Raw genomic sequence first — 25,741 nt, 5'->3', positions numbered from 1 at the left:
TTTAGTTAGGAGGGGGCAAAAGGCATGACCTTGTTTCAAATCGAGGTGCTGATCGCAGTCGCGGACGTCGGCAACTTCACGCGGGCTGGGGAGCAGATCGGCCTGAGCCAATCCGGAGTGAGCCATACGATCGGTTCCCTGGAAAAAGAGCTGGGAATCTCGCTGTTTGTCCGCAATCGCCACGGCGTCCAACTGACAGCGGTCGGGGAAGAGATCGTCGCCTCTGCGCGAGCGATTCTGGTGCAAACCGACCGCATCAAGAGTATCGCCTCCCAATCGGTCGGGCTGATCCGTGCGACGATTCGCATCGGATCGTTTCCCAGTGCTACCGAGCGTCTGGTGCACCCGCTGATCCAGGAGATCCGCAGCCTGTACCCGATGTGGGAAACGCGCCTGTTTGAAGGCACCTATGAGGAAATCAGAGAATGGCTGAGCACAGAGGTCGTGGATGTGGGTTTCCTTTCGTTTCCCGAGGAGGGATTGGAATGCTTTCCCCTGATTGACGACCCGTTGAAGGCGGTCGTGTCCGCCCGCCATCCGCTGGCGATGGAAGCGTCCCTCACGTGGGAGCAGCTCGCCTCGGAGCCTTTTATCATGCCCATGGCAGGCTGCGAGCTGCTCCTGTACGAAGAATTCGGCAAACGGAAGCTGCACCCCCGGATCAAATACGAAGTCGTGGACAACGCGACCATCTTGGCAATGGCCGAAGCAGGGATTGGCGTGACCGTTGTTCCAGCGCTCACGTTGCCGCCCACTTTGCCCCAGGTGCGTGTCATCGAGCTGTCCCCGCCTGTACATCGGCAGATCGGTCTTGCGGTACGCTCGCTTGCCGATTGTTCTCCACCCGTGACCGCTTTTGTCCGGGAAGCCCGGCGCTACCTATCCAGTTTTCGCTAAAGGACGTGTACTTACCGTGACCAAATGGACGTACTTTCTTCTCGCACTGTTTGTCGTCTGCGGCTGCGCGCTCGGAATGGCTGCCCAATCTGCCGCGCTCTTGCCATGGATTGACGAGAGCTTTCTCTTCGGACTCTTTTTCTTGATGGCCGGCTGCCTCGCCCTCGTGATTCGCTCCGGTTTCTTCACTGCGTTTTCCCGGGGGTTCAAGCAGCTAAAGGACATGTTCTTCCGCAAGCCGCGGGTGCTCGACAGCGATCTTTACTCCGCCCACGATCCATCGTTCCAACGAAAAAAAGAGGAGATCCTGCGAAGGGGAACCTCTCTCATGCTCGCTTCCGGTTTTGGCTTGATCCTGTTTTCCCTCGTCCTCACCTGTTTCTATTACGTGTAAAAGGCTACTCTCTCTACTGGTGGATCTATACCGGCGCAAAAAGAGACGTCCGTCATTGGAACGTCTCTTTTCGTTCATCGATCACGCAAACAAGTGACAAGCGACCCAATGTCCCGCTTCCGCCTCCCGCCACACCGGCTCTTCCTGGGCGCAGCGTTCCGTAGCAGCCGGGCAGCGCGTGCGAAAGCCGCAGCCGCTCGGCTTGTTGGCCGGGCTCGGCAAATCTCCCTCGAGCACGATCCGCTCCCGTTTTCTCGTCGGGTCAGGCACAGGAACAGAGGAGAGCAATGCCTTGGTGTATGGATGAAGCGGCCGGATGTACAGGTCGCTGCTCGCGGCGAGCTCCACCATTTTCCCCAAGTACATCACGCCGATTCTGCTGGATATGTGCTTGACCATCGACAGATCGTGCGCGATGAACAAATAGGTCAGTCCTTTGTCCCTCTGCAAATCTTCCAGCAGGTTGACCACCTGCGCCTGGATGGAGACGTCCAGTGCCGAGATCGGCTCGTCGGCGATGATGAACTCCGGTTCCACCGCCAATGCGCGGGCGATCCCGATCCGCTGGCGCTGCCCCCCGCTGAACTCGTGGGGGAAGCGCTGGGCGTGATCCTTGTGCAGGCCGACGAGCGAGAGCAGCTCCGCTACCCGCTCCCGGCGCACTCCTCTGCCAAGTCCATGTATGTCCAGGCCCTCCGCGATGATGTCCTCTACCGTCATCCGCGGATTGAGGCTGGCCTGCGGGTCCTGAAAGATCATTTGCGCATCGCGGTTGAACTGTGCCGCTTCCTTTCCGCGCAGCTTGTGGACGTTCTTTCCTTTAAAAAGCACCTCGCCGCCGGTATTTTCATAGAGACGGATAATCGTGCGGCCCAGCGTGGACTTGCCGCAGCCGCTTTCGCCCACCAGTCCGAGCGTTTCACCCTTTTGGATGGTGAAGGATACTCCGTCCACCGCCTTGAGCTCAAAATCGGCTCCAGTGGCAAAGTACTTTTTCAAATCACGGACTTCCAGCAATGCCTCTGTCATATCTCCTGCCTCCCTGCCGCTACCAGTTCTTCGATGCGAGGCGCCCGCGGGTCGTGCAGCCAGCAAGCAGCCTTGTGACCGTCGCCAAACTGTGCCTCCGCCGGCACCTGCTGCTCGCAGATTTCCATGGCGAATTCGCAGCGTGCCGCAAACGGGCACCCCTTCGGCGGGTCGAACAAGTCTGGCGGCGTCCCTTCGATCGGAACGAGCCGCTGCTTCTCGCCTTCATCCAGCCTGGGCAGAGAGCGCATCAACCCCCATGTGTACGGGTGGCGCGGACTTGCGAACACGTCTTGCACCGTCCCCGTCTCTACGACGATTCCGGCGTACATCACAACCATGCGGTGGGCGATCTCCGCCACGACGCCCAGATCGTGGGTGATGATGACGACAGACAGCTCCTGTTCTTTTTGCAGCCGCCCCAGCAAATCCAAAATTTGCGCCTGGATCGTCACGTCGAGCGCTGTGGTCGGCTCGTCCGCGATCACGAGCTGGGGCTGGCAAGCGAGGGCGATGGCGATGACGACCCGCTGGCGCATCCCTCCGCTGAACTGGTGCGGATACTGGTCGATGCGCTGCTCCGGATCGGGAATGCCGACCAGCCGCAGCATCTCGATCGCCCGTTCACGAGCCTTTTCCCTGGATACGTTTTGGCTGCGTACGAAGCCCTCCACGATCTGCGCGCCGACCTTCATTGTCGGATTCAGTGCCGTCATCGGGTCCTGAAACACCATGCCGATCTGGCTGCCGCGAATGGCCAGCAGCTCTTTTTTCGACAGCTGGTTGATTTCCCGTCCCGCAAACACGACTTTGCCGCCCGCCACCCTTCCCGGCGGACTGGGAATCAGCCCCATGATCGCCTGGGCGGTTACGCTTTTGCCGCAGCCGCTCTCCCCGACGATCGCGACAGTCTCTCCCTTGTCCACAAAAAAGCTGACGCCCCGAACGGCCTGCACTTCGCCGCCATACGTCGTAAAGTTCACTTTCAGGTCCTCGACCTCAAGCAAATGCTCTGTCATCGCTTCTGTCTCCCTTCCCCATCTAGTCGCGAAGACGCGGGTCGAGCGCGTCCTGCAAGCCGTCGCCAAATACATTAAACGCAAACATCGTCAGCGAAATCATCAACGCCGGGAAAAACAGGCGCCACCAGTCGCCGGTCAAAATCACGCCCAGGCCGTCGTTCGTCATCGTTCCCCAGCTTGCCACCGGCGCTTGAACCCCCAGGCCCAGAAAGCTCAGGAACGACTCGGCGAAGATCGCGGACGGAATCGTGAAGGTCAAATTCACGATGATGACGCCAAACGTATTGGGGATCAAATGCCGCAGCAAAATGCGCGGGAACTTGGCTCCCAGCACTTGCGCGGCCAGGACGAACTCCTGATTTTTCAGCTGGAGGATCTGCCCGCGAACCAGCCTCGCCATCCCTACCCAGCCTGTCGCGGACAGCGCGACGATGATGGTCAAAAGCCCCGGCTCCATGACGACCATGAGCAAAATGACTACGAGGAGGTAAGGCAAGCCGTACAAGATTTCGATGACCCGCATAATGATCGTGTCGATCCGCTCGCCGCGTTTGCCTCTGCCCGCCATGTATCCGGCCAAGCCGCCCACTGCGACGCCGACGATCAGGTCGATCAGCGCGGCGATGACGCCGATGGTCAGCGAAATCCTCGCTCCGTACCACGTACGGGCAAACATGTCCCGGCCCAGCTCGTCCGTCCCAAACCAATGCTCGGCAGACAGCTCCTGGTTTTTCATGAGCAGACTCTGGTCGGAATAGCTGTACGGCACCAGATTCGGGCCGATGATGGCCATCGCCACCAGGGCGATGATGAGAACCAAGCCGAGCATCGCCAGCTTGTTTTTGACCAGCTTGCGGATCACTTGCTGCCCCTTGCTCAGACTCGGGCGAGTGATCGCATGCGTCTGCGCTTTTTTGTTCAACGGTCGAAACAACGGGTCTACTCTATGCTCCATCGCCACAGGTTATCTCTCCTTGTTGGTCAGCTTGATCCGCGGATCAATCAGCGTGTACGCGACGTCGATCAGGAAAATGGTGACGATCAGGATCGCGCTGTAAAAGATGGTGGTGCCCAAAATCACGGGATAGTCCCGGTTGAAGATGCCGTCGACGAAGTACTTGCCGATGCCGGGAATCGCGAAGATTTTCTCCACCACGAACGTCCCTGTGATCAAGGAAGCGATCAACGGCCCCAAAAACGTGACGACTGGCAGGATGGCATTGCGGATGCCGTGCCTGATCACGATGAGAAACATGGGGATCCCTTTCGCTTCCGCGGTGCGAATGTAGTTTTGATTCATCACTTCAATCATGCTGGCACGCATGTACCGTGTGATCACCGCGATCGGAGCCGAAGCCAGCGCCAGCGAGGGCAGAACCGTGTGCATCCAAGTCCCCCACGTCGCGACCGGGAAGATCGGCAGCTTGATCGCGAAATAGTTGATCAAAAGCGGTGCCATGATGAAGCTCGGCACAGCCACTCCCACTACAGCGAGAGCCATCGCCACATAATCCAGCCACTTGTTTCGGTTGAGCGCAGCGACGATCCCGAACGTGATGCCAAAGACGAGAGCGACTGCGATCGCTTGCACCCCCAGCCAGGCTGATGCCCCGAAGCCGTCGGCGATCATGTCACCCGCGCCCCGCGAATCGGATTTGATCGATGGTCCCAAATCGAGCATGACCAAGTTTTTCAAATAGAGAAAATATTGCACAGGCAAAGGCTCGTCCAGGTGGTACTTCGCCCTGAGATTGGCGAGAATCTGCTCCGGAAGCTGATCGGACTCGGATGCGAACGGGTTTCCGGGAATGGCGTGCATCAAGGAAAAGGTCAGCGTTACGATAATCCACAGGGTGATCAGCATCATCAAAACGCGTTTTACCAGATAGTTGGACATGAAGCGCCTCCTTGTTTATTTGGCGAGCTCGTAAATGGCGTGGGCGTAGATCGCCATCGCCTTCACCAGGTCGTCGATCTCGGCGTATTCATCCGCCATGTGCGCCACCGATTCCTTTCCAGGAAACAGAGGACCAAATGCCACACCAGCGCTCATGATCTTGGCGTACGTGGCGCCTCCCGAGGACAGCAGGTGTGCCGGCAGGCCTGTATGCTCTTCGTACACGCCCGACAAGGTGCGGATGACGGGATGGTCTTTCGGGACGAAATGCGATTTGGATGTGCGCAGGCCGGCGATTGTCCAGCCGAACCCGTCCACCGTGCTCTTGAGCTTTTCCACGTATTCGTCGCATGAGATGGTAGCCGGATAGCGAATGTTCAGGCGTACGCTTGCTCCTTCCTCGGGGTGATAGCGAAGAATCCCCGGATTGACCGTGAGTTTTCCCGAGACCTCATCTTCGCACGCCATGCCCAGGTTTTCGCCGTAGTAATCTTCGTGCAGCACTTTGCCCAGAAAGGACAAAAACGCAAAATCCGAGCCTGCAAACGCATCCCTGCAGAGAAAACTGGCCAGCAGTGTGCCCGCGTTTGTCCCCTCTTCCGGCGTGCTACCGTGGGCTGGCTTGCCGCGCAGGGTAAACTGCCACTCCTCCGCAGCCATTTTCTTCAGCTCCCCTGAGACGCCGTGCCTGTGCAGAAACGCCTCCCAGCCTTCCTGAAGGGATGCCAGAGGCGCTGCCTCTCCCGGGAAGGCGGCAATGCGGGCAACCGCCTTGTCCGGCACGCTGTTTCCTTGATCGCCCGCGGCGAAGGAGAGCAGCCGAAGACCGCCCCCCGGCTCCGGCTGGATCGGCAGCGTCAGGGTCGGATTGATCTGGCCTTTTTCCGCATGAATCATCGGAAAGGAGGAATCCGGGGAAAAGCCGATCTCCGGGACGTTCTCCTTTTCGGCAAAGTGCTTCATGCAGAGCCATCCGCTCTCCTCGTCCGTCCCGATGATCAGCCGCACCCGCTTGGACAAGGGCAGCCCCGAGTCCGCGACGATGCGCATGGCATAGTAAGCAGCCAGAGCCGGTCCCTTGTCGTCGATGGCCCCGCGCGCGTAAATTTTGCCGTCGCGTATGTGCGGCTCGAAGGGAGGGGTCGTCCACCCGTCGCCAACCGTGACGACGTCGACATGGACGAGGACACCGACCTCCTCTTCGCCTTCCCCGTATTCGATCACCCCTGCGTAGCCGTCCACGTTTTTGGTGCGAAAGCCGTCCGCAGCTCCCCGCTCCAGCAAGTATTCGAGAGCCCGCGCGACCCCCTCCCCGAAAGGCTTGCCCTCCTTCGCCGTGCCCATATCTTCGATGCTGTTGATCGCCAAAAACACTTTCAGGTCTTGCACGAACGAACCGATTCGCGCTGAAGCCTCTTCTTTCCAATCTGGACTCATATCCATCCCCCTCATGGTTTCGACTGCTGCAAAAAGGCGAGAAACGCTTCCCCTTTGGAGGAAATCCGGCTGCCTTGCCTGCCTTTTCCGACGTGGATCAGCTCATCCTGCGCAAGCAGCTTCAAGCGGTAGCGGAGCTGCTGCGAAGATACGTCCAGCCCACGTTTCCGAAGCTGGTCGGCAAGGTTGTACCGGCCTTGTCCTCCTTGACTGAGCTCCAGCAGGATCGCGGTCATCTCCTCCAAAAAACCCCGCTTTCGGTATTCGATCAGGACCGCCTCGCACGCCCCGTCCATGCCGTCCAGCGAAACCGGCTCGAAAGCAGGCTGCCGCAGAAACGGCAGATGAAAGGCGTACGCCTCGTCGTCGACGATGTGCGCCAGGTACTCCACGACGTTTTCCAGCTCGCGGATGTTCCCCGGCCAATCGTAATCGAGCAGCGCCTTCATCGCCTCGCCTGACAGCGTGAACGGCGGACGGCGCAGGTCGTTTGCGTACTTCTTTACGAAATAATCCGCCAGCCACGGGATATCCTCCCTGCGGTTTCGCAGCGGCGGCAAATGAATGGGGAGGATGTTCAGGCGATAGTACAAATCGGCGCGGAAGGTTCCCTCTTGCACCATCTGCTGCAAGTCCTGATTTGTCGCTGCGATGACGCGAATGTCCGTGGGAATGACCTTGTTGCCGCCGACGCGCATGATCTGCCGCTCCTGCAGCACGCGCAAGAGCCTGTTTTGGATGGCACCGCTGGCATCCCCGATTTCGTCCAGGAATATCGTGCCTTTGTGCGCCAGCTCGAACCAGCCGATGTGCCCTCCTTTCCGGGCTCCGGTAAATGCTCCTTCCTCGTAGCCGAACAGCTCGCTTTCCAGCAAGGATTCGGAGATCGCAGCGAAATTGACGCCGACAAACGGTTCCCTGCGCCGCGGCGAAGCATTGTGGATAGCCTGGGCGAGCAATTCCTTTCCCGTCCCCGTCTCCCCCAGCAATAGCACCGTGGAATTGCTGCGGGCGATCTTGCGGGCGATCTGGATCACCTGCCGAAATGAGGCGCTCTCCCCGTAGATGTCGTCAAACTGGTACTTGGCAACGAGCCCTTTGCTGTAAAGACGCATGCGGTAGTCGTGCTCCAGCTTTTCGATATCGGCCGCCTTGCGAAACAAAAGCAGGCTGCCGAGAAAGACCCCTTCCATCACAATGTGCATTTTGCGGAAAAAGTAGGTTTTGTTCGCCCAATCTACCAAAACATCCTCGTTTTCTTCACACAGCCGGATCGATTCATAGAAATCGGGCGGCAGGCATTCTGCCGACTTCTCTCCCACTACCCGGATGCCGTGCAGATTGAGAGAGTCGACCGCTTTCTGATTGACGAACCGGACGATCTCGCTCTCGTCAAAGGCGATGACCGCATCCTCGATCCGGTTGACGATCGCTTCCAGATAATTGCGCAAAAGACGGGCGTGCTGGATTTCCTTGTTCAGTTCCTTCGTGATGTAGATGAGCGACTGCATCGCGCGCGCCGTCACCTTTTGGAAATGGTCGCTGTGGAAATGGGCGTAAATCGCCAGCCATGTGGACAGATCGATGACGCGAAAACCGATGTCGACCACCTTGCGGATATGGGGCGGAACGTGCTCGGCCTCTCCCGGCGTGACGGCGATTTCGATATCCGGTGGATAGTCGGCTCCCGGAGAGTACGGATACAGCTCGAAGTCCATGCCGGAAGCACGCAATAGGTCCACATTTTCCTGGGCGGTCTCCTTCGTGTCGCTCACCAGGAGCACCTTTACTCCCTTGGGAATCTCCAGCATCTCTCGAAGGTTGTGGTACGGCAGCATCCGCTTCGCGACGATCAGCTTGGCCCCTTTCGGCAAGTACGGCTCTACCAGAGGAGCGATGGTTTTCGTCGAGATCACTACCAGCGCTCCCGGAGAGATGGGGCGAAAGGGGAGCTGATCGACCCGGATCGCCTCGACGTGAATATCCTCGGAAATACCGAGCTCGTGGCATTGACTGACGACGGATTGTAGGAACTCATCCATTCTGGCGACAAACGTTACGGTTTTTTTCTCCATATCATCGGCTCCATACGATTCTTGTTGTTCGTTCTCGCCACCGGTAAAAGCCTCATGACGGAAAGGGAAGACAAGGACTCGTGCTCACGGCCCTTGTCTTCCACCGAATTCCTACTTCTTCCCGATTTCCACCCATTTGAAATCGAGCGTTCCCACCGGATGGCGGACGATTCCTTTTATATTGGACTGATCCATGTATACTTTGGTTCCAAAGTATATCGGTACGAGCGGCATGTCATCCATAAAGATTTTTTCCGCTTCATGCATCAGCTTGAACCGTTCCGTTTCGTCGGCCGTACCCCGGATCTTCTCCACGATCGCGTCGTAATCTTTGTTGCTGTAATTGATGCGGTTCCCAGGATGGTCGGTCACGAACAGCTCCAGATAGTTGACCGGATCGCCATAGTCGGCCGGAATGGTGGAACGGGAGAACTGCAGCTTGCGGGCGCGCTGGTCGGCCAAAAACACGTTCCATTCCTTGTTCTCCAGCTTCACATCGACGCCGAGGTTTTTCTTGTACATTTCCTGAAGCACTTGCGCAATGGCTTTGTGCGTGTCGCTCGTGTTGAACGTCATGGTAACGGGCGGCAGCGACGTCCAGCCTTCTTCTTCCATCCCTTTGTTCAAGAGCGCCTTTGCTTGCTCGACATCGTTGTCTTTGAAGAAATCCCCGCCTTTTTCGCGGAAATCGCCTCCGTCCGGTTCCGGGAAGCCGAGCGGCACGTGCGCCAGCGCAGGCGGCTGTTTGCCTTGGACCACGTTGTCGATCAGCGTCTTGCGGTCGATAGCCAGCGCGAACGCCTTGCGGATATTGGCGTTGGTGAACGGCGGCATCTTGGTGTTCATGCGGTAGTAGTAGATGGACGCTTCCGGCTCCACTTTGGCTTCGCCGGACTCGATCAGCTGCTGCTTCATGTCGATCGGCACCGTCTGCACCATGTCCAGCTGACCGGTCTTGTACATCTGGTACTGGGTATTCTCGTCGTTGACCATCACCCAGTCGATCCCCGCGATTTTGACCGAATCCTTGTCCCAGTACCCGTCGTTTTTGACCACTTTGACGGACTGGTCATGCACCCAATCCTCCATTTTGAACGGCCCGTTCGTGACGAGTGTAGACGCGTTCTCCGCCCATTTCGGGTTGCTTTCCACGACCTTCTTGTTGACCGGGAAGAAGGTCGGCTGTGTGATGATGTGCTGGAAGTACGCAGCCGGCGCTTTGAGGTGCACCTCGAGCGTTTTATCGTCCAGCGCTTTTACTTTCACGCCGTCAGCCGTTCCCTTGCCTTTGTTGAACTCCTCGGCCCCGTCGATGTAATAGGCGAGGAAGGCGGACGGAAACGCGTTTTTCGGATCGAGAATCCGCTTGAAGGCAAACTCGAAATCTCCGGCTGTTACCGGATCGCCGTTGGACCACTTGCTGTCCCGCAGCGTAAAGGTGTACGTCTTGCCGTCTTCGCTGACCGTCCATTTTTCCGCCATCGCCGGCTGTGGCTTATGGTCCTTGTCCAGACGGGCCAGTCCTTCCATCGTAGCGTTCAGCACTTCGTTGGACGTGCTGTCAAAGCCTTTGGGCGGATCGAGGGAAGGCGGCTCCGTCTTCAGATTGAGATGAAGCCGGGCCGACTGGTCTGCTTGTCCACCCGCGTCTTGCCCTGTTTGACCGGCAGGCGCTCCTGCATTCCCACCTTGCTGCGGCGCCGCCGATTGGCTGCAGCCCGTCACGGCGAGCACGGCCAAAAGAGCGGCTGTGCTGAGCACCTTCCATCTTTTTTGCTGTTTCATAGAATTGGACCCCCTTTTTCTTTGTGGAAACATGGTTTATCGATAAACGGCTCCTCGTTTGGCGCCATTTATTCGTGCAAAGAGCGCTGAATCGGTTCCAGGGCGAATACGGTTTCGATGCGGCCGACTGTGATTCCGCTCATGTTTGTGATCGGCGGATTGGTGTAGCTGCCCAGCTTTTCCAATGGACCGTCGAGACCGATGCCGAGCTGACGGAGCGCTTCGTTCACCACGGCGTTGATCGCCCGGGCACCGCCATCCTCGATTTTCACGGCGATGCCCAGCCCTGTTTGCCGATCTCCCAGACAGTAGACGGATTCCGCCCCCGCCTTGCCGATGACTCTCCCACCGAAAGCCGTCATCAGGTCGGTGCAGTAACGGTGGTTGCCGCCGACCATTTCGGGATGGGCGGTCATGGCATCCGTGATGCGCTCGATCGCTTTGCGCCGGACGGGATTGTCCACGGCCTGAGGCTTCGCCAGCTTGGCAAAGGCCCAAGCGTAGTTGGCAAGGGGAAGTCTGTGCACCGGCACTCCGCAGCCGTCCGTCCCCATGTAAATCTTCTCTTTGGGGTAGCCCGCGATGTCCTCCACCACTTCGAGAATCCGCTGCTGCACCGGATGGTCGGGCAGATGGTACGTGGAAACGTCCTCCCCCATGTGGGTCGCCGTGGCAATCATGCCGGAATGCTTTCCCGAACAGTTGCTGAAGACGGGAGTAAGCGGCTTGCCATCGCGGATCAGCTGCTTGTAGCTCTCCTCGTCGCGCGGCACATGGGTCCCGCATTGCAGGACGGCTTCCGGCTGTCCCGCCCGCTCGAGAATTCCCAGCGCCCGCAAGCGATGGCGGGGCTCTCCGCTGTGAGAGGCGCAGCACAGGGACAAATCTGCCGGCTCCAGCCCGAAGCGATCCGCCGCTCCCGTCTCGATGATCGGAATGGCCTGAAGCGGTTTCATGCTGGATCGGGCGTACGTGAGACGGAGGGGATCTCCGAAGGAATACAGCAAGGTTCCTTGGGAATCGACGACGGCGATATGGCCGAGATGCGAGCTTTCCACCATCTCTCCCCGGTATACGTTGGCTACCACGTTCATAACAAGTCTCCTTTGGCTCATGAAAGTTGGAATGTTTGTACTTTTCCAACTAAGCAAATCGCATGCCAACAGTGGAAGCTTTCGGGAAAGCCTGGAATTTTCAGTCTTTTTCAGCCAAAAAGGGACCGCCTGTTTTTTCTTCAAGCAAAAACAGGTTCACCCATTTATCTCAATAGGTGCAGCTGTATGGGCAATAGGGTCACATTCCCTCCTCTCCTTCTTCTGTGAAAACAAAATACACCCCACTCTCCCGCATTCCGGGAAATAGGGGTGCCTCTTTCATTCCTTTTTTCCTTTCAAGGCGCAAAGCCCTGTTCGCTCACATAGAGCTGATCGTCCCGAAAGACACGGGACAGCCGTTTGAGTACGATCTGGTACGCGGTTGAACTGTACCATTCCTCCAAGCCCAACTCTTCATACTTCTGTCGGATGCCCAGCTGGCGGGTCCGTCTGCCTCCGCTGCCGTCGCCCATAAAATAATCGTCCACACAGACGCGATTGACTAGCGGAGCCAGCACGTCGGGAAAGGCTTCCGTGCTGGGCAGCAGCGGGGCGATCGTCGCTTGCGCCGGCACTCCCGCCTCTTTCAATCGTTTCAGCGCCTGAAGCCTTGCGGGAATCGGCGGAGCTGCAGGCGAGAAGTGCTTGCGGACATCTTCGCGGTCAGTCTCTACCGTCATGCTGACCCGGACGCGGTTTCCCAGCCGCAGCAGCAAGTCGATATCGCGGGTAACGAGCGGGCTGCGGGTCTGGACGAACAAAAAATCGGGCGGCTCCTCTGCCATCACGGCGAGAAGCGATCTCGTCACCTGCTGTTTCCATTCAACCGGCTGATACGGATCCGTGCTCGAAGACATGAAGATCGTGACCTCCCCTTTTGCCTTGGCCCGGGTAAGCTCTTTGCGCAGGAGGTCAGCCGCTTCCTGCTTGACGTCCACCCATGTCCCCCATTCTCCTTCGCGAAAAAGCGAGACAGGCATTTGTCGCACATAGCAGTACGAGCAGCCAAACGAGCAGCCTGTGTACGGGTTCAGCGAATGCGTGTACCCGGAGAGAAAGCCGGTTCCTTTATTGAGCAGGGTCTTCGGCCGTTTTTCGCCGATTTGCACTTTCATACCTCGCGAACTCCTCTTCGTTGGCATCGTTACTTGGCATCGTGAAAAATGATTCCCAGACTGTATCTTGTCCCGGAAGTGACTGTGCCGACTCCGTGGCGCAAGGTCGTTTTGTAGTACCCGCGCGAGCCTGACTGCGGCCGGTGCTGGGTCGGAAAAATCAGTCCCGCCCCCTTCTGAAGCGAGATGACGTGGCCACGGCTCTGCGCCCGGGGTCTTTGCTCAACCAGCAAAAATTCGCCGCCGGTGAAATCTTCATCCTTTTGGTTCAATACAAAAACGACCTGAAACGGAAAAAACACATCCCCGTACAAATCCTGGTGCAAACAGTTGTACCCGCCCGCCTCGTACTTCAGGATCAGCGGAGTAGGACGCAATTGGCCTATCTCGTGGCAATGATCGAGGAATTCGGACAGGGTATCCGGATATTCCGCATCCCGGCCGAGCTGTCCCAGCCAACGGTTCGCTGCTTGCGCCAGTTGGGGGTAAAGCCCTTCCCGCAGTGTCTGCACGAGATCCGGCAGCGGCGCCTGATAGTATTTGTATTCCCCGACCCCGAAGCGATAGCGGGCCATGTCGATGGTCGTGCGAAAGCTGGACGGCTGATCGTACGTCTCGATCATCGATTGACATTCCTCAGCAGTCAACAGCGGCGGGAGCACGGCGTATCCTTGTTCGTCCAACGCTTGCTGCTGCCTCTCCCAATCGAGGGCGGCGATTCGCGCGCTCAAATGGTCAGACACGACTGCTGCCTCCCCTCCGCACGCGCCGCGGTTTGTTCCAGCCGCAACAGCGTTTCTTTCATCTCCATCCCGCCGCGATAACCGGTCAAGGCTCCGTTTTTCCCGATCACCCGGTGGCAGGGCACGGCGATCAGGACGGGATTCGCCCCGATCGCTGTGCCAACTGCCCGGACTGCCGATGGCTTCTCCACGAGAGCGGCAATGTCGGAATACGTCCGTGTCTGCCCGTACGGAATCCGGCCGAGCGCCTCCCAGACCGCGAGCTGAAAGGGCGTGCCCCGGACGTCGAGGGGCATCGAAAAGCGATCCCGCTCCCCGCTGAGGTATTCGGCCAACGCGGTCGCGTACCGCTGCATTCCCTGATCATCCTGCACTAGGACACTCTCGGGAATACGCCGGTTGACCCACTGCGCCATCTCCTCCCAGGGCATGCCTTGAGAGCCGACATAGCAAAGCCCTGCTGCTGTCGCAGCCAGATGCAAGCTCCACCCGTCATGGTTCAACAATGTCCAGCGCACTTCCACTTTCGTTTCCTTTTTCATAAAAGAACACCTCCACAGGCGGTTGTTTGTGGTAAAATTGGCGATACTCTGATGGTGTACGCCCTGTCATTTTTTTAAACAGAGTCAAGAAGTAAGACGTATTGGGGATCCCGACGGCACGCGCGATCTGGGCCATCGGCGCTTCGCTTTGCTCCAGCAGCTTTCTCGCCGCGGCGATTCGCGTACGCTGCAGGTATTCGCCCGGCGTGACCCCTTTGATTCGCCGGAACGTCCGGTGCAGATGATACGGGCTGCCGTGGCACGCGTCCGCGATGCTCTCCAATGTGAGCCTCTGCTGGTAGTTCCTGTCGATGTACTGCTCGATTTGTTCCACCCAGTCGTTGTCGGGCAATCGCTGTCCGGTCGGCTTGCAGCGCTTGCACGGTCGGAAGCCTTCTGTCATCGCATGCTTCGCTTCTTCGAAGACGCGCACGTTTTCCTTGTTGGGCGGCTTGGATTTGCAAGAGGGTCTGCAAAAAATGCGGGTTGTTTTTACTGCATAAAAGAACGTTCCGTCATACGAGGCATCGTTTTGCACGATCGCCCGCCACTTGTCTTCCGTCAACTTCTCCGGACCAGGCTGTGCTTTCTCCATAACGCCTCACCTCCACCGTCAGTATAACCCTTGCACAGGCGTTCTGTACGCATTCGGGAATAGAATAGCAAGATCTCAAACCCGTAAAAAGGCGTCCCGCGCGCCTTCCTATTGGACTATTTGCGAATCTTGCGCTACTTTTAGGAAAGAGACACATCCACATATGCACGCCAAAAAAAAGAGAGGAATGATTCCCAGATGATAAAAATCGGATCGCATGTATCCTTTTCCGGAAAAGGACTGCTGAATGCAGCGGAGGAAGCGGTCAGCTACGGCTCCTCCACATTCATGGTGTACACCGGCGCTCCGCAAAACACGCGGCGCAAACCGATCGAGGAGCAGTACGTAGAGGAAGGCAAAGCCGTGATGGACAAGCACGGCATGGAAGAAATCGTGGTCCATGCGCCGTACATCATCAACCTCGGTTCGTACAAGGACGACACGTACGAGTTGGCCGTTTCCTTCCTGCAGGAGGAAATCCGCCGCACCGACTACCTCGGGGTCAAGAACATCGTCCTGCACCCGGGGGCCTACACCGACAAGGATGCCGAATACGGTATTGCCCGCATCGCGGAAGGGTTGAATGAAGTGCTCCGCGGCGTAAAGGATACGGATGTCAACATCGCGCTGGAGACGATGGCCGGGAAAGGGACGGAAATAGGCCGCAGCTTCGAGGAGCTGGCCGCGATCATCGAGAAGGTGGAAGACAATCGCAGGCTTACCATATGTATGGACACGTGCCACATTCACGATGCCGGATATGACGTCGTCAACGACTTCGACGGCGTGCTCGAGCAATTCGACCGGATCATCGGACTGGATCGCCTCGCCGTCGTCCACCTGAACGACAGCAAAAACTTCCGGGGCGCCGGAAAGGACCGTCACGCCCCGGTCGGGGCCGGCCTGATCGGCTTCGATGCGATGAAGTACGTCGTGGAGCATGAAAAGATCCGCCACCTCCCGCTGATTCTGGAGACGCCCTGGATTTCCAAGGAGAAGGGCCAGGAGCGCCCGATGTACGAAGCAGAAATCGCCCTCTTGCGTGGAAATACCGAAGCCCACTTCGGCAGCGATTTCCTGGATCAAGTCGAGCGCATGGAATTCTTCTTCCACAAGCAGGATGTCGATCGCCGCGACTTCGTCGTTCAGACGTGGGAGCTGCTGAAAAACGACGCCAAGGCGAAGAAGGCGGACGGACGGGAGCCGATGGAGCGGCTGTACGACATGATCGTCGAGGCCAGACTGTTTGAGGACCTCACCGAAGAGCAGATCAACCAGCGCATGATTGCCTGGTTCGCAGGCAAAGCCGCTTTTTAATCCATGCCCGCCAGATGGCAAAAAACGAGGCTGCTTCGATCGCAGCCTCGTTTTTTGTTTTGCGTTACGCCTTCGCCACTCGCTGCAAATCCGCCTCGACCATCATGTGGATGAGCTGCTCGAGCTTCGTCTTCGGCTCCCAGCCCAGCTCCCTTTTGGCCTTTTCCGGGTTGCCGAGCAACACGTCCACTTCTGCGGGGCGGTACAGCTGTGGATCAATCACGACGTAATCCTGGTAATTCAGCCCGACGTAGTCGAAGGCGATCCTGCACATCTCCTCGACCGTGGTCGTCTTGCCTGTGGCAATCACGAAGTCGTCCGGCTTTTCCGCTTGGAGCATCAGCCACATCGCCTCTACGTAATCCCCCGCGAATCCCCAGTCGCGCTTGGCGTGGATATTGCCCAGCCGAAGCTCCTTTTGCTGGTTGGCGGCGATCCGGGCGACGGCGTGCGTCACCTTTCTCGTCACGAACTCCAACCCGCGCAAGGGCGACTCGTGGTTGAACAGGATGCCGTTGCAGCAGTACATCCGAAAGCTCTCCCGGTAATTTTTCGTCATCCAGTAGCCGAACAGCTTGGAGACGGCATACGGGCTCCGCGGATAAAACGGCGTCTCCTCCGTCTGCCGCGGCTCCTGAATCAAGCCGTACAGCTCGCTCGAAGAAGCCTGGTACATCTTGATTCCGGGATCTGTCTCGCGAATGGCCTCCAGCACGTGGAGGACGCCCAGCCCCGTCACTTGGGCGGTCAAAATCGGCTGCTCCCACGAGGAGCCGACAAAGCTCTGCGCCGCCAAGTGATAGACCTCGTCAGGCTTGCACGCCTTGATCGCGCGAGTCAGCGAGGATACGTCCAAGAGGTCACCTTCCCTGTACTCCACGTCGTCCGCAATGTTCAAGTACTCCAACCGCCATCGGTCCACCGTGCTGCGCCGGGGGACCAGTCCGACTACCCGGTACCCTTTTTCCAGCAGCCATTTCGCCAAATAGGCTCCGTCTTGACCCGTGATCCCCGTCAGGAAAGCTGTCTTCACGATCGATCCACCCCCTTGCTAGGCATCAAAAACCGCTCTCTCCACTGTATATTGTGATGGCCGAAAGTTGGTGCCAATTGGAACCTCACCCGGTCTAGATGTCCAAATAAGGTCCGTTTCTTCTGGGGTGCCCTCCCCCGTCGGGGCCGTAAGCGGGAGCGTGATAAGCCTGCTCGGGAGTCAATTCGGCAAATCTGCTGACTTCCAGCAGGTCACGGCGCAGAAAAAAGGCGTTTACCCCGCATGTGTCCGTACCGATCAAGGCATAGCCCAGCCGCTTTCCCAATTCTGCCAAAGAACTGAGACTCGCGCCGAAATGGGAAGTCCCGTCCCATCTGAAATCGGGGTCGTACGCAATGACCATTTTTTGCGGCGGAGGAAACGAAGCGTTGTATTCGATGACGATGACCCGCGGCTTCCACTCGTGCAACGCTTGCCAGACCCAATAATCGTTGCCGTCTATATCGATTGACAGGAAGTCAAACTCGTCAGGAACGCCGTTTTCACGAAAGAGAGTAGCGATGTTTTCTTTCGTCACGCGAGAATGGCAAAGTTTCACACCGGGAGCTTGACCGAAATGCAGCGCCAATCGGCAAAAGCAGTCGGGATCCGCTTCGATCAGCAAGCCCGACCAGCCATGATGTACGAGTAGATGGCGGGACATGCACTGCAAGCCATCCGAAACTCCGAATTCGACGCATAGCCGATTGGTTGTCCCGATGCGGGCAAACAGCTCCTCGATGATCCCGTCCTCTCCGTTTTGCGAATACATTCGCTTTTCATAGAACGAAAGGGAATCCATCCCTCCCCCACACTCCTTTCGCTGCTCTTCTTCGTTAGCGTATGACTTCCCTTTGAAAAAAGCATCGCTGTCGACGGAGCCCAGCAAAAAACAGGCGGTCAAGAAGGGGAAAGGAATCGTCCAGCCCGAAAGGCTGACGCCGTTGCTTCCTTCTTTTCAGGCACATATGATAAAAGCAAATTTTGCCCGTCTTTTGTTTATCCATAGAGGAGCTGATCTGATGAGCATTCCGATCCTATTTATTCACCGTGCGGATGAAGAGCACTTGGGCGCCTGCCTGCAGCAGGCCAGAATCAGCAATCCGGCTTCCCGGGTCATCCTGATCGGAACAAAGGAGAATGCCAAGCATTGCCCGCCGCAGGCCGAGCATCATCTCATCCAGGACTACGGCCAGAGCGCCCAGCTGTTTGCGAATTTCTATCGCCACCTCTCCTCCAACGACTACACCTACAATCTGTTCTGCTTTCAGCGATGGTTTATCTTGCGGGATTTCCTCAGACGAAATCATATCTCCCAATGCTACTACCTGGACTCGGACGTGCTGCTCTACGCCGACGTCAACCCTCCCGAATACCAGGACCTGCTTCTGGAGTTTTCTTGGACAACGTTTTGCGATGTCGCCACTCTCGACCGATTCTGTCATTATATGATCGCCCACTTCACGGATCCGCGTTTGCTGCAAAAACTGCTGGACTACTCGAAAGAAATCGGCAATGTTCCTCTTTCCGACATGGTGACATGCATCCATTACCACAACTACTTCTTGCGAAAGAACAGTACGTTCGGGCTGTTCGGCGACTCTTTCTTCGATCACAACCTGAGCTGCCCGCTCGCCCCCTCCTGCCCCGCCATCGAGATGCTGGAGGGCAAAAAGAGGATGTATCTGGTAAACGGCACACTCGCCTGCAAGGTCTTGGGCACCGATCGGTATCTCAAAGCAAACTCCCTGCATTTTCAAGGAAGCGCAAAAGCCTACATCCCTTTCTTTCTGTCGCCGAATTTGCCTCGTCATGCTTCGCCCCACTCCTTCGATTATGGCTCGTGCCAATGGCTCCCCGTCCCGGAGTAGACGGCTGCCCCGGCCGCCACGTATACCGAGACAGCTGCCGTGACGACTTCTCGTACTGGCTCATATCGATAATATGTTAAGCTGTTTGCCATCCGAAGACGATCCTGTGCTCTTAGGAGGTTTTCGCCACATGAAGGCACTGATTACCGGAGTCAGCGGATTTGCCGGAAGTCACCTGGCCGAGTATCTCCTATCCCGGGGAGATGTAGAGGTGTTCGGGACATTTCGGTCCCAGACCCGTCTGGATTCGCACCGCCAGCTCTTTGCCGATGTACGGCTTGAGAAGTGCGATCTGACAGATGCGGAGTCCGTCGACCGTCTCATCAAAGAAATACGGCCCGATCTGATCTTCCACCTCGCCGCCCAGAGCTTTGTCCCTACTTCCTTGCACTCTCCCGCTGATACGCTCGTGAACAACATGGTGGGGCAGCTGAATATTTTGGAGGCTGTCCGGAAACACGAGATCGATTGCAAAATACAAATTGCTTGCTCCAGCGAGGAGTACGGCCTGGTCCACCCAAACGAAACGCCAATCAGGGAAGACAATCCTCTGCGGCCGCTCAATCCGTACGCCGTCAGCAAAGTGGCCCAAGACTTTCTCGGCTATCAATACTATCAGAGCTACGGCCTGAAAATCATTCGCACACGAGCTTTCCATCATACGGGACCGCGCCGGGAGGAATGCTACGTGACTTCCAACTTCGCCAAACAGATCGCCCAGATCGAACGAGGCATGCAGCCCCCCCGCGTACATGTCGGCAATCTTCAAGCCGTCCGAGATTTTACGGACGTGCGCGATATCGTCCGGGCGTATTGGCTCTCGCTGGAGCGGGGAGACCCGGGCGACGTGTACAACATCTCCTCCGGCACGAGCATTACCATTGAGCAGATGCTGAAAACACTGCTCGCCCATACGGCGATCCATGTGGAGATTCACGTCGACACCCGGCGGCTTCGCCCTTCCGATGTCGAGATCGTGCTTGGCGAATCGGCTCTTTTCAGGAGCAAGACCGGCTGGGCACCGGAAATTTCGTTTCAGCAGTCGATGGAAGACTTGCTGAATTACTGGCGCCGGATCATTGGCGAACAACAACAAGCAGGAGGTGACCAGCCATGACTGACTCGCTGCCACTCGTCAGCGTGATCACGCCTTCCTTTAACCAGGGCGCCTTCATCCAGCAAACCATCGACAGCATTCTTTCTCAGGACTACCCGAACATCGAACACATCGTCGTGGACGGCGGATCCACGGATGGCACACTGGCGATCTTGCAGAAGTACAGTCATCTGGGGGAGCGGTTCCGTTACGTTTCCGAGCCGGACCGCGGTCAATCGCACGCGATCAACAAAGGGCTGAGGATGGCCCGAGGGGAAATCATCGGCTGGCTGAATTCGGATGACACGTATTTTCCTGGAGCAATCAGAAAGGCCGTATCCGCCCTGCTCGCCCATCCCGATTGGGGAGTCGTGTACGGAAAAGGGCTCCATATCGACGAAAACAACAAAGTGAAGTATCCCTACGTCTGGATGGAGTTCGACCGAAAAAAGCTGTTTCATCTCAATATCATCTGCCAGCCCGCCGCGTTCCTGCGAAAGCATGCATTCGAAGCGGTTGGGGGCGTGGATGAGAACCACGACTGGTGCATGGACTACGATTTGTGGAACCGGATTTCCTTGCACTACCCTATCGGTACGATCGATGACTATTTGGCCCATTCGCGCCTGTACGCCGCCTGCAAGACGTTTGTCAACGAGCTGGAGCCCGGCTTTTCGGAAATTTTGCGAACGAGCGTCAAGCACTTCGGGACCGTCTCCAACGAGTGGCTTCAACACTACACGACCAAGCATTACAACAAAGGGGCGCATTGGTTTCTGCAAAAAATCAAACAGTACGACGCCTTCGGCAAGGGGCCTCGAATTGTCGCATCCAACCGTTTTTCGGACCTGTGGGCGCCCCAGCACTTGCGTCTTTCGCTTGAAGTGCCGCCTGCGAACCCGATGCAAGCATTGGTGTTAAAGGGGACGAACGCGCTCAACGACCCCATCCTGCATTTTCACGTCCTGGTCAACGGATCTGTTGCTCACCATTTCAAGGTGACTACGCCTCATTTTGACGTCGTCATTCCGATCAGCTCCCGCGGGCCAGAGTGCGAAATAAGCCTGATCTGCAATCGCCAGACGATCAGTACGCAACCAGACGGCAGCCCCCGCTCGGTCAGTTACCACGCCACGCACGTCCTCCCGCTTTCTGCGGAGGAATACAAATTTTACCAGGAGTTTACCAAAGGCCCAACCCACATCCAAAACTGGGTGAACAACCGCATTCCCGCTCCCCGTTATTGACAGCCGGAAACGAAAGGAAGGTGGATCCATGCTGAACCTGGCACAGAAGCGCATCGTCGTCACCGGCGGCGCCGGATTTTTGGGAAGACACGTCGTAGAGCAGCTGCACCTGATGTCCTGTGAGCACGTCTTCGTCCCCCGAAGTCGGGACTACGACCTTCGCAAGGAGCACGACATTCAAACCATGCTGCGAACCTTCCGACCCGACGTCATCATCCATTTGGCGGCAGTCGTGGGCGGAATCGGGGCCAATCAAAAAAATCCCGGCAAGTACTTTTACGACAATCTGATCATGGGCGCTCAGCTCATGGAACAGTCCCGCCTGTTCGGCGTCGAAAAATTCGTGGCCATCGGCACCATCTGTTCGTATCCCAAATACACGCCCGCACCGTTCCGCGAAGAGGACTTGTGGGAGGGCTATCCGGAAGAGACAAACGCCCCTTACGGATTGGCGAAAAAAATGATGCTGGTCCAGTCGCAGGCGTACCGCGAACAATACGGCTTCAATTCGATCTTTTTGCTCCCTGTCAATCTGTACGGCCCCGGCGACAACTTCGACTTGGAAACGTCCCACGTCATCCCGGCAATCATCCGTAAATGTGTGGAAGCGACGCAAAGTGGCGCAGACAGCATCGTTCTCTGGGGGACGGGAGAGGTGACCCGAGAGTTTATTTACGTAAAAGACGCGGCGGAAGCGATCGTTTCCGCGACACGCCTGTTTGACAGGTCGGATCCCGTCAATATCGGCTCCGGACAGGAGACGACCATCCGGCAGCTGGCAGAGACGATCAAGGAGTTGACCGGCTTCTGTGGAAAGATCGTCTGGGATTCGCACAGGCCGGACGGGCAGCCGAGACGCCTCCTGGACGTCAGCAAAGCAAAAGACAGCTTTGGCTTTGAAGCCAGAACCTCGCTGGTCGACGGTCTGAGAAAGACGATCGACTGGTACCGCAATCATCAGAGCTAGGAAAGGGGGGATTTGCTGATGAGAATCGGCATCAACCTGATATCGGTCATTCCCGGAAAAATCGGCGGCATGGAGCAGTACGTGCGCAATCTGCTCGCTTACTCCATGAAGGCGGGGGACGGCCATTCGTGGTTTCTGTTTTTGACCAACCATAATTTCCACACGTTCGAAGCGGCAGGCAACGTGCACAAGATCATGATTCCGGAGAACACCAATCCCTATCACATCTTTCACCACTACATTCGCGCCTTGAAGCTGCAGCTCTGGTTTTGTCCCTTGCTGGTCCTGAATCCGCCCGACGTTCCCATTCCCAGCGTGATCAATATCCCGGACATTCAGCACGAATACTATCCGCAGTTTTTTGATCAGCACTCCCTGAGATGGCGGCTGGACAATTATCGCTCGTCCGCCCTTCGTACAAACGCCGTACTCACGCTCTCGCAATTTTCCAAGCAGACGATTCTCCAGAAATACGGCCTGCCCGATCATAAAGTGCACGCCATTCACCTGGATGCTTCCAAAGAATTTTCCTTGCCTTTCGATGAAGCGCTCAACCAGCACGTCATCCAGAAATATCAACTAAGCCCAGGCTACGGCTTTTTTCCGGCCAATACCTGGCACCATAAAAACCACCTGAACCTTCTGAAAGCCCTTGTCATCTTGCGGGAGAAATACGGCCTCCGCATCCCGATGGTCTTCACAGGCTTCGCCCAGGAAGCAAACGAGAATGTCGTGGGCTACATTTCCCAGCAGCATCTGTGGGATCAGATCAAATGGCTGAACTACGTCCCCCAGGGCGAGATGCCCTACTTGTACCGCAACGCGGGATTCCTGTGTTTCCCGTCCCTGTTCGAAGGCTTCGGGATTCCGCTCGTAGAGGCGATGCGCTCTCAAATCCCGATCACCAGCTCCAATTGCGGGAGCATTCCGGAAGTGGCCGGCGACGCATCTCTCCTGTTTGATCCAAACATGCCGGAAGACATCGCAGTCAAGCTGGCGGCCATTCTCCAGCCGGAAATCAGAGCGGATCTGATCGCCAAAGGCAACGTACAGGCGAAGAGATTTTCCTGGGACAAATGCGCCCGAGAGACACTCGCTGTATTCCGTTCGGTGGTTCCATCATAGGATGAGAAAGGAGGAATCATGATGTCGCGCATGAAGGAAATCGTGCAGATGTGGAGAGAACAAAGGCGCGTCCCGTACCCGCTGACCGCGCAGGAAGCGTGGGATTTTTGGATGCTGGAAAGCCCGACTTACCACTTGAAGGTATCCACGATCCAGATGTACGCCAGCGGACACGGAATCCGCACTTTCATTGAATCGGGGACATTCCGCGGGGACATGGTCCAGGCGATCAAGCACGCCTTCCAGCGTGTGATTTCCATCGAGCTCGATGAACAGCTCCACCAAGCCGCAGCGAACCTCTTTGCAGCAGATCCCCATGTCCAAATCATCCATGGGGACAGCGGCCGAGTCTTGCCCGAATTGCTGCAGTCGATCACGGAGCCTTGTCTGTTCTGGCTGGACGGCCACTATATCCCCTTGTCCCTGGAGTCGGCACGCGGTGATGTCGATACGCCCATCCTGCAGGAGCTCGAGGCGATCTTGCGTCACTCCGTCCCCAATCACGTCATTCTCATCGATGACGCGCGTTGCTTTATCGGGCAGAACCCTTTGTTAAAGGGCTATCCGACCATCCAGCAGCTGGAAGAATTTGTCCACCGCTTGCGGCCCGATCTGTCTTTCTTCGTTCAAAATGACATTATCCGCATCTGCAAACTAACCGAAGGAGCGACGAGCTCATTGAAAAAAGTGAATTTCCTGTTGCCGTTTGACCAAAAATCGTTTGCCGTGTACGGCAGCGAAACCGACCAGAGCGTTCTCCATTTTATCGAGACGGAGAACGGCTATTACGAGCATTATGTCATCAACCCACTGAAAAGGGTCGTCCAGCCGGACTTCATCTGTCTGGACATCGGGGCCAACCTCGGAACCATCTCGCTGGCCCTCAGCTATTTGGCGCCGCAAGGGAAGGTATACGCCTTCGAGCCATCCAACGTCAACTACGCGTACCTGGTGAAGACGATCGCCGAAAACCAAATCGACAATATCGAGCCTCTCCATCTCGGTGTGTTCGATCGCAACGGCACCATTCATTTTCACGAGGATGAAAGGGGCGGAGGGTGGTCGTTCATTCCCCAGGATGAGATGGTCATTGCGAAGTCCAACCAGCATATCAACTGCGTGAGGCTGGATGACTGGGTGGAGATGAACATGATCCCCCGGGTAGACCTGATCAAAATCGACGTAGAGGGCTCGGAAGTGATCGTCCTGGAACATGCGATCAACACGCTGCGAAAGTGGAATCCCGACCTCATCGTCGAGTTCAACCTCGAGAGCATGAGAGACAATTTCAACCGGCATCCGCTCGTCTTGTACGTGCTGCTGGAAAAGCTGTTCTCCCACATCTATCTGCTGAAACGGGACGACACGATCGTCAAGATCAACAACTACAATCAGCTGCTGGAAGAAATGAAGCCTTTCCACGGCGATCTGTTTTGCACGAACAAGACGTTCCTCGCCTGAAAGCATACGCTCGTCCGCATGGCTGCAATTGGCCATGTTTTTTTGTTTGCAGCCGATCCCGCTCATGAAAAAACCGGCAAGGGAGCCAGAGTCTCACCCTTACCGGTCTGTCATACTCTCCACTATTTTCCCGATCCCGTCCGGCAGCCCCACCTTCCAGGACCATCCCAGCTCCCGGAGCCCCGCATTGTCTGCCTTCGAAAGCATAATCTCGTGATCCGCATAGGGAAGCGCACCGAATGACAGGTTCGTCCGGGAGTCCGTCAAGCGGTGGACGAGCCGGACAAACTCCTGAATGGAGGTCGCCACTCCCGTTCCCACCTGGTATTCCGCAAACGAGCACCCTTGGTTCAATCCCTGCGCGAGCACAGTCCGATAGGCAGCGACGACGTCCTCGACATATATGAAATCGCGCCGCTGCTCCCCCGCTGTCAGCTTCAGCTCGGGGACATGGTCCAGACAGCTCTTGATGACGGACGGGACGAATTTTTTCTCCCCGTCGAACGGCCCGTATACATGCTCCAGCCGCATGTTCCGAAAACAAAGAGACGCACGGGTCGCCGCAATCTCCTTGCCCCATTCGAGAAACTGCCGCTTGGTCAGATTGTAGCCTCGAAAATGGGCGGAAAGGACGGCAGGAGCGCTGGAAAACGTATCGGTATTGATGAACAGGGCAGTGCCTTGCCTTTGCGCCAGCTCCAGCAGCTGCAAGGGAAAGGCGACATTCGCCTGCACCAGCTCCGCGAGGCTTTCACCATGCCGGCCGTAGCTGGTCGCGGCATGGATGATCGCCTCCACTCCCCCTCCTCGCTCAAACAGGGACTGCCACCGTCCCCGGTCCAGATCGACGGCGGTTAGATCCTTCCATACATCTGCGAGCCGCGAGCAATCCGAGCCGCTCCGCTTGAGGATAAAGATCGAATGGCCGTCCGCGAGCAGGCCCTTGACGAGATGGCTCCCGATAAAGCCGGTCGCCCCGGTGATGAGCACCCGCATCGG

At 57.0% G+C, this 25,741-nt stretch carries 24 protein-coding genes; 9 read left to right on the top strand and 15 right to left on the bottom strand.

Going from position 1 to position 25,741, the window contains the following annotated elements; genetic code table 11:
• The first annotated feature begins 24 nt into the window (after positions 1–24).
• Both RGB73_RS10170 and RGB73_RS10165 read left to right on the top strand, forming a co-directional pair.
• Positions 25–897 (top strand): LysR family transcriptional regulator, encoded by an 873-nt coding sequence (locus RGB73_RS10170; protein ID WP_310771518.1) that lies wholly within the window; start codon positions 25–27, stop codon positions 895–897.
• Positions 898–913: 16 nt separating this feature from the next.
• Positions 914–1,291: a DUF3899 domain-containing protein gene (locus RGB73_RS10165; RefSeq protein WP_310771517.1), complete on the top strand. Its 378-nt coding sequence runs from the start codon at positions 914–916 to the stop codon at positions 1,289–1,291.
• An 81-nt stretch (positions 1,292–1,372) separates the two neighbouring features.
• Here RGB73_RS10165 and RGB73_RS10160 read toward each other — a convergent pair whose 3' ends face one another.
• The 12 genes from RGB73_RS10160 to RGB73_RS10105 all read right to left on the bottom strand — a co-directional run bounded on the left by RGB73_RS10160 (position 1,373) and on the right by RGB73_RS10105 (position 14,625).
• Positions 1,373–2,320: an ABC transporter ATP-binding protein gene (locus RGB73_RS10160; RefSeq protein WP_310771515.1), complete on the bottom strand. Its 948-nt coding sequence runs from the start codon at positions 2,318–2,320 to the stop codon at positions 1,373–1,375.
• The gene (locus tag RGB73_RS10155) at positions 2,317–3,339 is read right to left on the bottom strand and encodes an ABC transporter ATP-binding protein (RefSeq protein WP_310771513.1); all 1,023 of its coding nucleotides are present in this window, start codon (positions 3,337–3,339) and stop codon (positions 2,317–2,319) included. The genes RGB73_RS10160 and RGB73_RS10155 overlap by 4 nt, the downstream gene beginning before the upstream one ends.
• A 22-nt stretch (positions 3,340–3,361) precedes the next feature.
• Positions 3,362–4,297 (bottom strand): ABC transporter permease, encoded by a 936-nt coding sequence (locus RGB73_RS10150; RefSeq protein ID WP_396136206.1) that lies wholly within the window; start codon positions 4,295–4,297, stop codon positions 3,362–3,364.
• A gap of 9 nt (positions 4,298–4,306) precedes the next feature.
• Complete coding sequence (locus RGB73_RS10145) at positions 4,307–5,239, bottom strand: ABC transporter permease (RefSeq protein ID WP_310771509.1); 933 nt, start codon at positions 5,237–5,239, stop codon at positions 4,307–4,309.
• Positions 5,240–5,254: 15 nt separating this feature from the next.
• Positions 5,255–6,676: a dipeptidase PepV gene (gene pepV / locus RGB73_RS10140; RefSeq protein ID WP_310771507.1), complete on the bottom strand. Its 1,422-nt coding sequence runs from the start codon at positions 6,674–6,676 to the stop codon at positions 5,255–5,257.
• 11 nt (positions 6,677–6,687) lie between these two features.
• The gene (locus RGB73_RS10135; RefSeq protein WP_310771505.1) at positions 6,688–8,751 is read right to left on the bottom strand and encodes a sigma 54-interacting transcriptional regulator; all 2,064 of its coding nucleotides are present in this window, start codon (positions 8,749–8,751) and stop codon (positions 6,688–6,690) included.
• A 111-nt stretch (positions 8,752–8,862) separates the two neighbouring features.
• Complete coding sequence (locus RGB73_RS10130; protein ID WP_310771503.1) at positions 8,863–10,536, bottom strand: peptide ABC transporter substrate-binding protein; 1,674 nt, start codon at positions 10,534–10,536, stop codon at positions 8,863–8,865.
• Between the two features lie 68 nt (positions 10,537–10,604).
• Positions 10,605–11,630: an asparaginase gene (locus tag RGB73_RS10125; RefSeq protein WP_310771501.1), complete on the bottom strand. Its 1,026-nt coding sequence runs from the start codon at positions 11,628–11,630 to the stop codon at positions 10,605–10,607.
• Positions 11,631–11,926: 296 nt separating this feature from the next.
• Complete coding sequence (locus RGB73_RS10120; RefSeq protein WP_310771499.1) at positions 11,927–12,745, bottom strand: SPL family radical SAM protein; 819 nt, start codon at positions 12,743–12,745, stop codon at positions 11,927–11,929.
• Positions 12,746–12,774: 29 nt separating this feature from the next.
• Positions 12,775–13,488 carry a 2OG-Fe(II) oxygenase gene (locus tag RGB73_RS10115; protein WP_310771497.1) on the bottom strand — a complete coding sequence of 238 codons (714 nt, stop codon included), beginning with the start codon at positions 13,486–13,488 and terminating at the stop codon, positions 12,775–12,777.
• On the bottom strand, positions 13,473–14,030 hold the full coding sequence (locus tag RGB73_RS10110; RefSeq protein WP_310771495.1) for a methylated-DNA--[protein]-cysteine S-methyltransferase: 558 nt from the start codon (positions 14,028–14,030) through the stop codon (positions 13,473–13,475). The genes RGB73_RS10115 and RGB73_RS10110 overlap by 16 nt, the downstream gene beginning before the upstream one ends.
• Positions 13,981–14,625, bottom strand: a complete 645-nt coding sequence (locus RGB73_RS10105) for a bifunctional transcriptional activator/DNA repair enzyme AdaA (RefSeq protein ID WP_310771493.1) — start codon at positions 14,623–14,625, stop codon at positions 13,981–13,983. The genes RGB73_RS10110 and RGB73_RS10105 overlap by 50 nt, the downstream gene beginning before the upstream one ends.
• Before the next feature lie 198 nt (positions 14,626–14,823).
• Between RGB73_RS10105 and RGB73_RS10100 the strand changes: the two genes are divergently transcribed.
• Entirely contained in the window at positions 14,824–15,942 is a 1,119-nt protein-coding gene (locus RGB73_RS10100; RefSeq protein WP_310771492.1) for a deoxyribonuclease IV, read from the top strand.
• Between the two features lie 64 nt (positions 15,943–16,006).
• Here the strand turns inward: RGB73_RS10100 and gmd are convergent, their stop codons facing one another.
• Positions 16,007–16,975 (bottom strand): GDP-mannose 4,6-dehydratase, encoded by a 969-nt coding sequence (gene gmd, locus RGB73_RS10095; protein WP_310771490.1) that lies wholly within the window; start codon positions 16,973–16,975, stop codon positions 16,007–16,009.
• Between the two features lie 94 nt (positions 16,976–17,069).
• Positions 17,070–17,777 carry a class I SAM-dependent methyltransferase gene (locus tag RGB73_RS10090; protein WP_310771488.1) on the bottom strand — a complete coding sequence of 236 codons (708 nt, stop codon included), beginning with the start codon at positions 17,775–17,777 and terminating at the stop codon, positions 17,070–17,072.
• A 220-nt stretch (positions 17,778–17,997) separates the two neighbouring features.
• Here RGB73_RS10090 and RGB73_RS10085 point away from each other — a divergent pair, with 220 nt between their 5' ends.
• The 6 genes from RGB73_RS10085 (at position 17,998) to RGB73_RS10060 (ending at position 24,742) form a co-directional block, all read left to right on the top strand.
• A complete protein-coding gene (locus tag RGB73_RS10085) occupies positions 17,998–18,846 on the top strand; it encodes a hypothetical protein (RefSeq protein ID WP_310771486.1) in 849 nt (282 codons plus the stop codon).
• A gap of 130 nt (positions 18,847–18,976) precedes the next feature.
• Entirely contained in the window at positions 18,977–19,963 is a 987-nt protein-coding gene (locus tag RGB73_RS10080) for a GDP-mannose 4,6-dehydratase (protein ID WP_310771484.1), read from the top strand.
• The gene (locus RGB73_RS10075; protein WP_310771482.1) at positions 19,960–21,189 is read left to right on the top strand and encodes a glycosyltransferase family 2 protein; all 1,230 of its coding nucleotides are present in this window, start codon (positions 19,960–19,962) and stop codon (positions 21,187–21,189) included. Before RGB73_RS10080 ends, RGB73_RS10075 begins: the two co-directional genes overlap by 4 nt.
• Before the next feature lie 28 nt (positions 21,190–21,217).
• Positions 21,218–22,156, top strand: a complete 939-nt coding sequence (locus tag RGB73_RS10070) for a GDP-L-fucose synthase family protein (protein ID WP_310771480.1) — start codon at positions 21,218–21,220, stop codon at positions 22,154–22,156.
• A gap of 18 nt (positions 22,157–22,174) precedes the next feature.
• On the top strand, positions 22,175–23,281 hold the full coding sequence (locus tag RGB73_RS10065) for a glycosyltransferase family 4 protein (protein ID WP_310771478.1): 1,107 nt from the start codon (positions 22,175–22,177) through the stop codon (positions 23,279–23,281).
• A gap of 18 nt (positions 23,282–23,299) precedes the next feature.
• Positions 23,300–24,742, top strand: a complete 1,443-nt coding sequence (locus RGB73_RS10060) for an FkbM family methyltransferase (protein WP_310771476.1) — start codon at positions 23,300–23,302, stop codon at positions 24,740–24,742.
• Between the two features lie 99 nt (positions 24,743–24,841).
• Here RGB73_RS10060 and RGB73_RS10055 read toward each other — a convergent pair whose 3' ends face one another.
• Positions 24,842–25,738, bottom strand: coding sequence for an NAD-dependent epimerase/dehydratase family protein (locus RGB73_RS10055; protein ID WP_310771474.1), 897 nt, complete (start codon positions 25,736–25,738; stop codon positions 24,842–24,844).
• Between the last annotated feature and the right edge of the window lie 3 nt (positions 25,739–25,741).

Origin of the sequence: Brevibacillus brevis, from assembly GCF_031583145.1 — a bacterium.
GTDB classification, from domain to species: Bacteria; Bacillota; Bacilli; order Brevibacillales; family Brevibacillaceae; genus Brevibacillus; species Brevibacillus brevis_E.
This window is presented reverse-complemented; position numbering and strand designations above follow the sequence as displayed.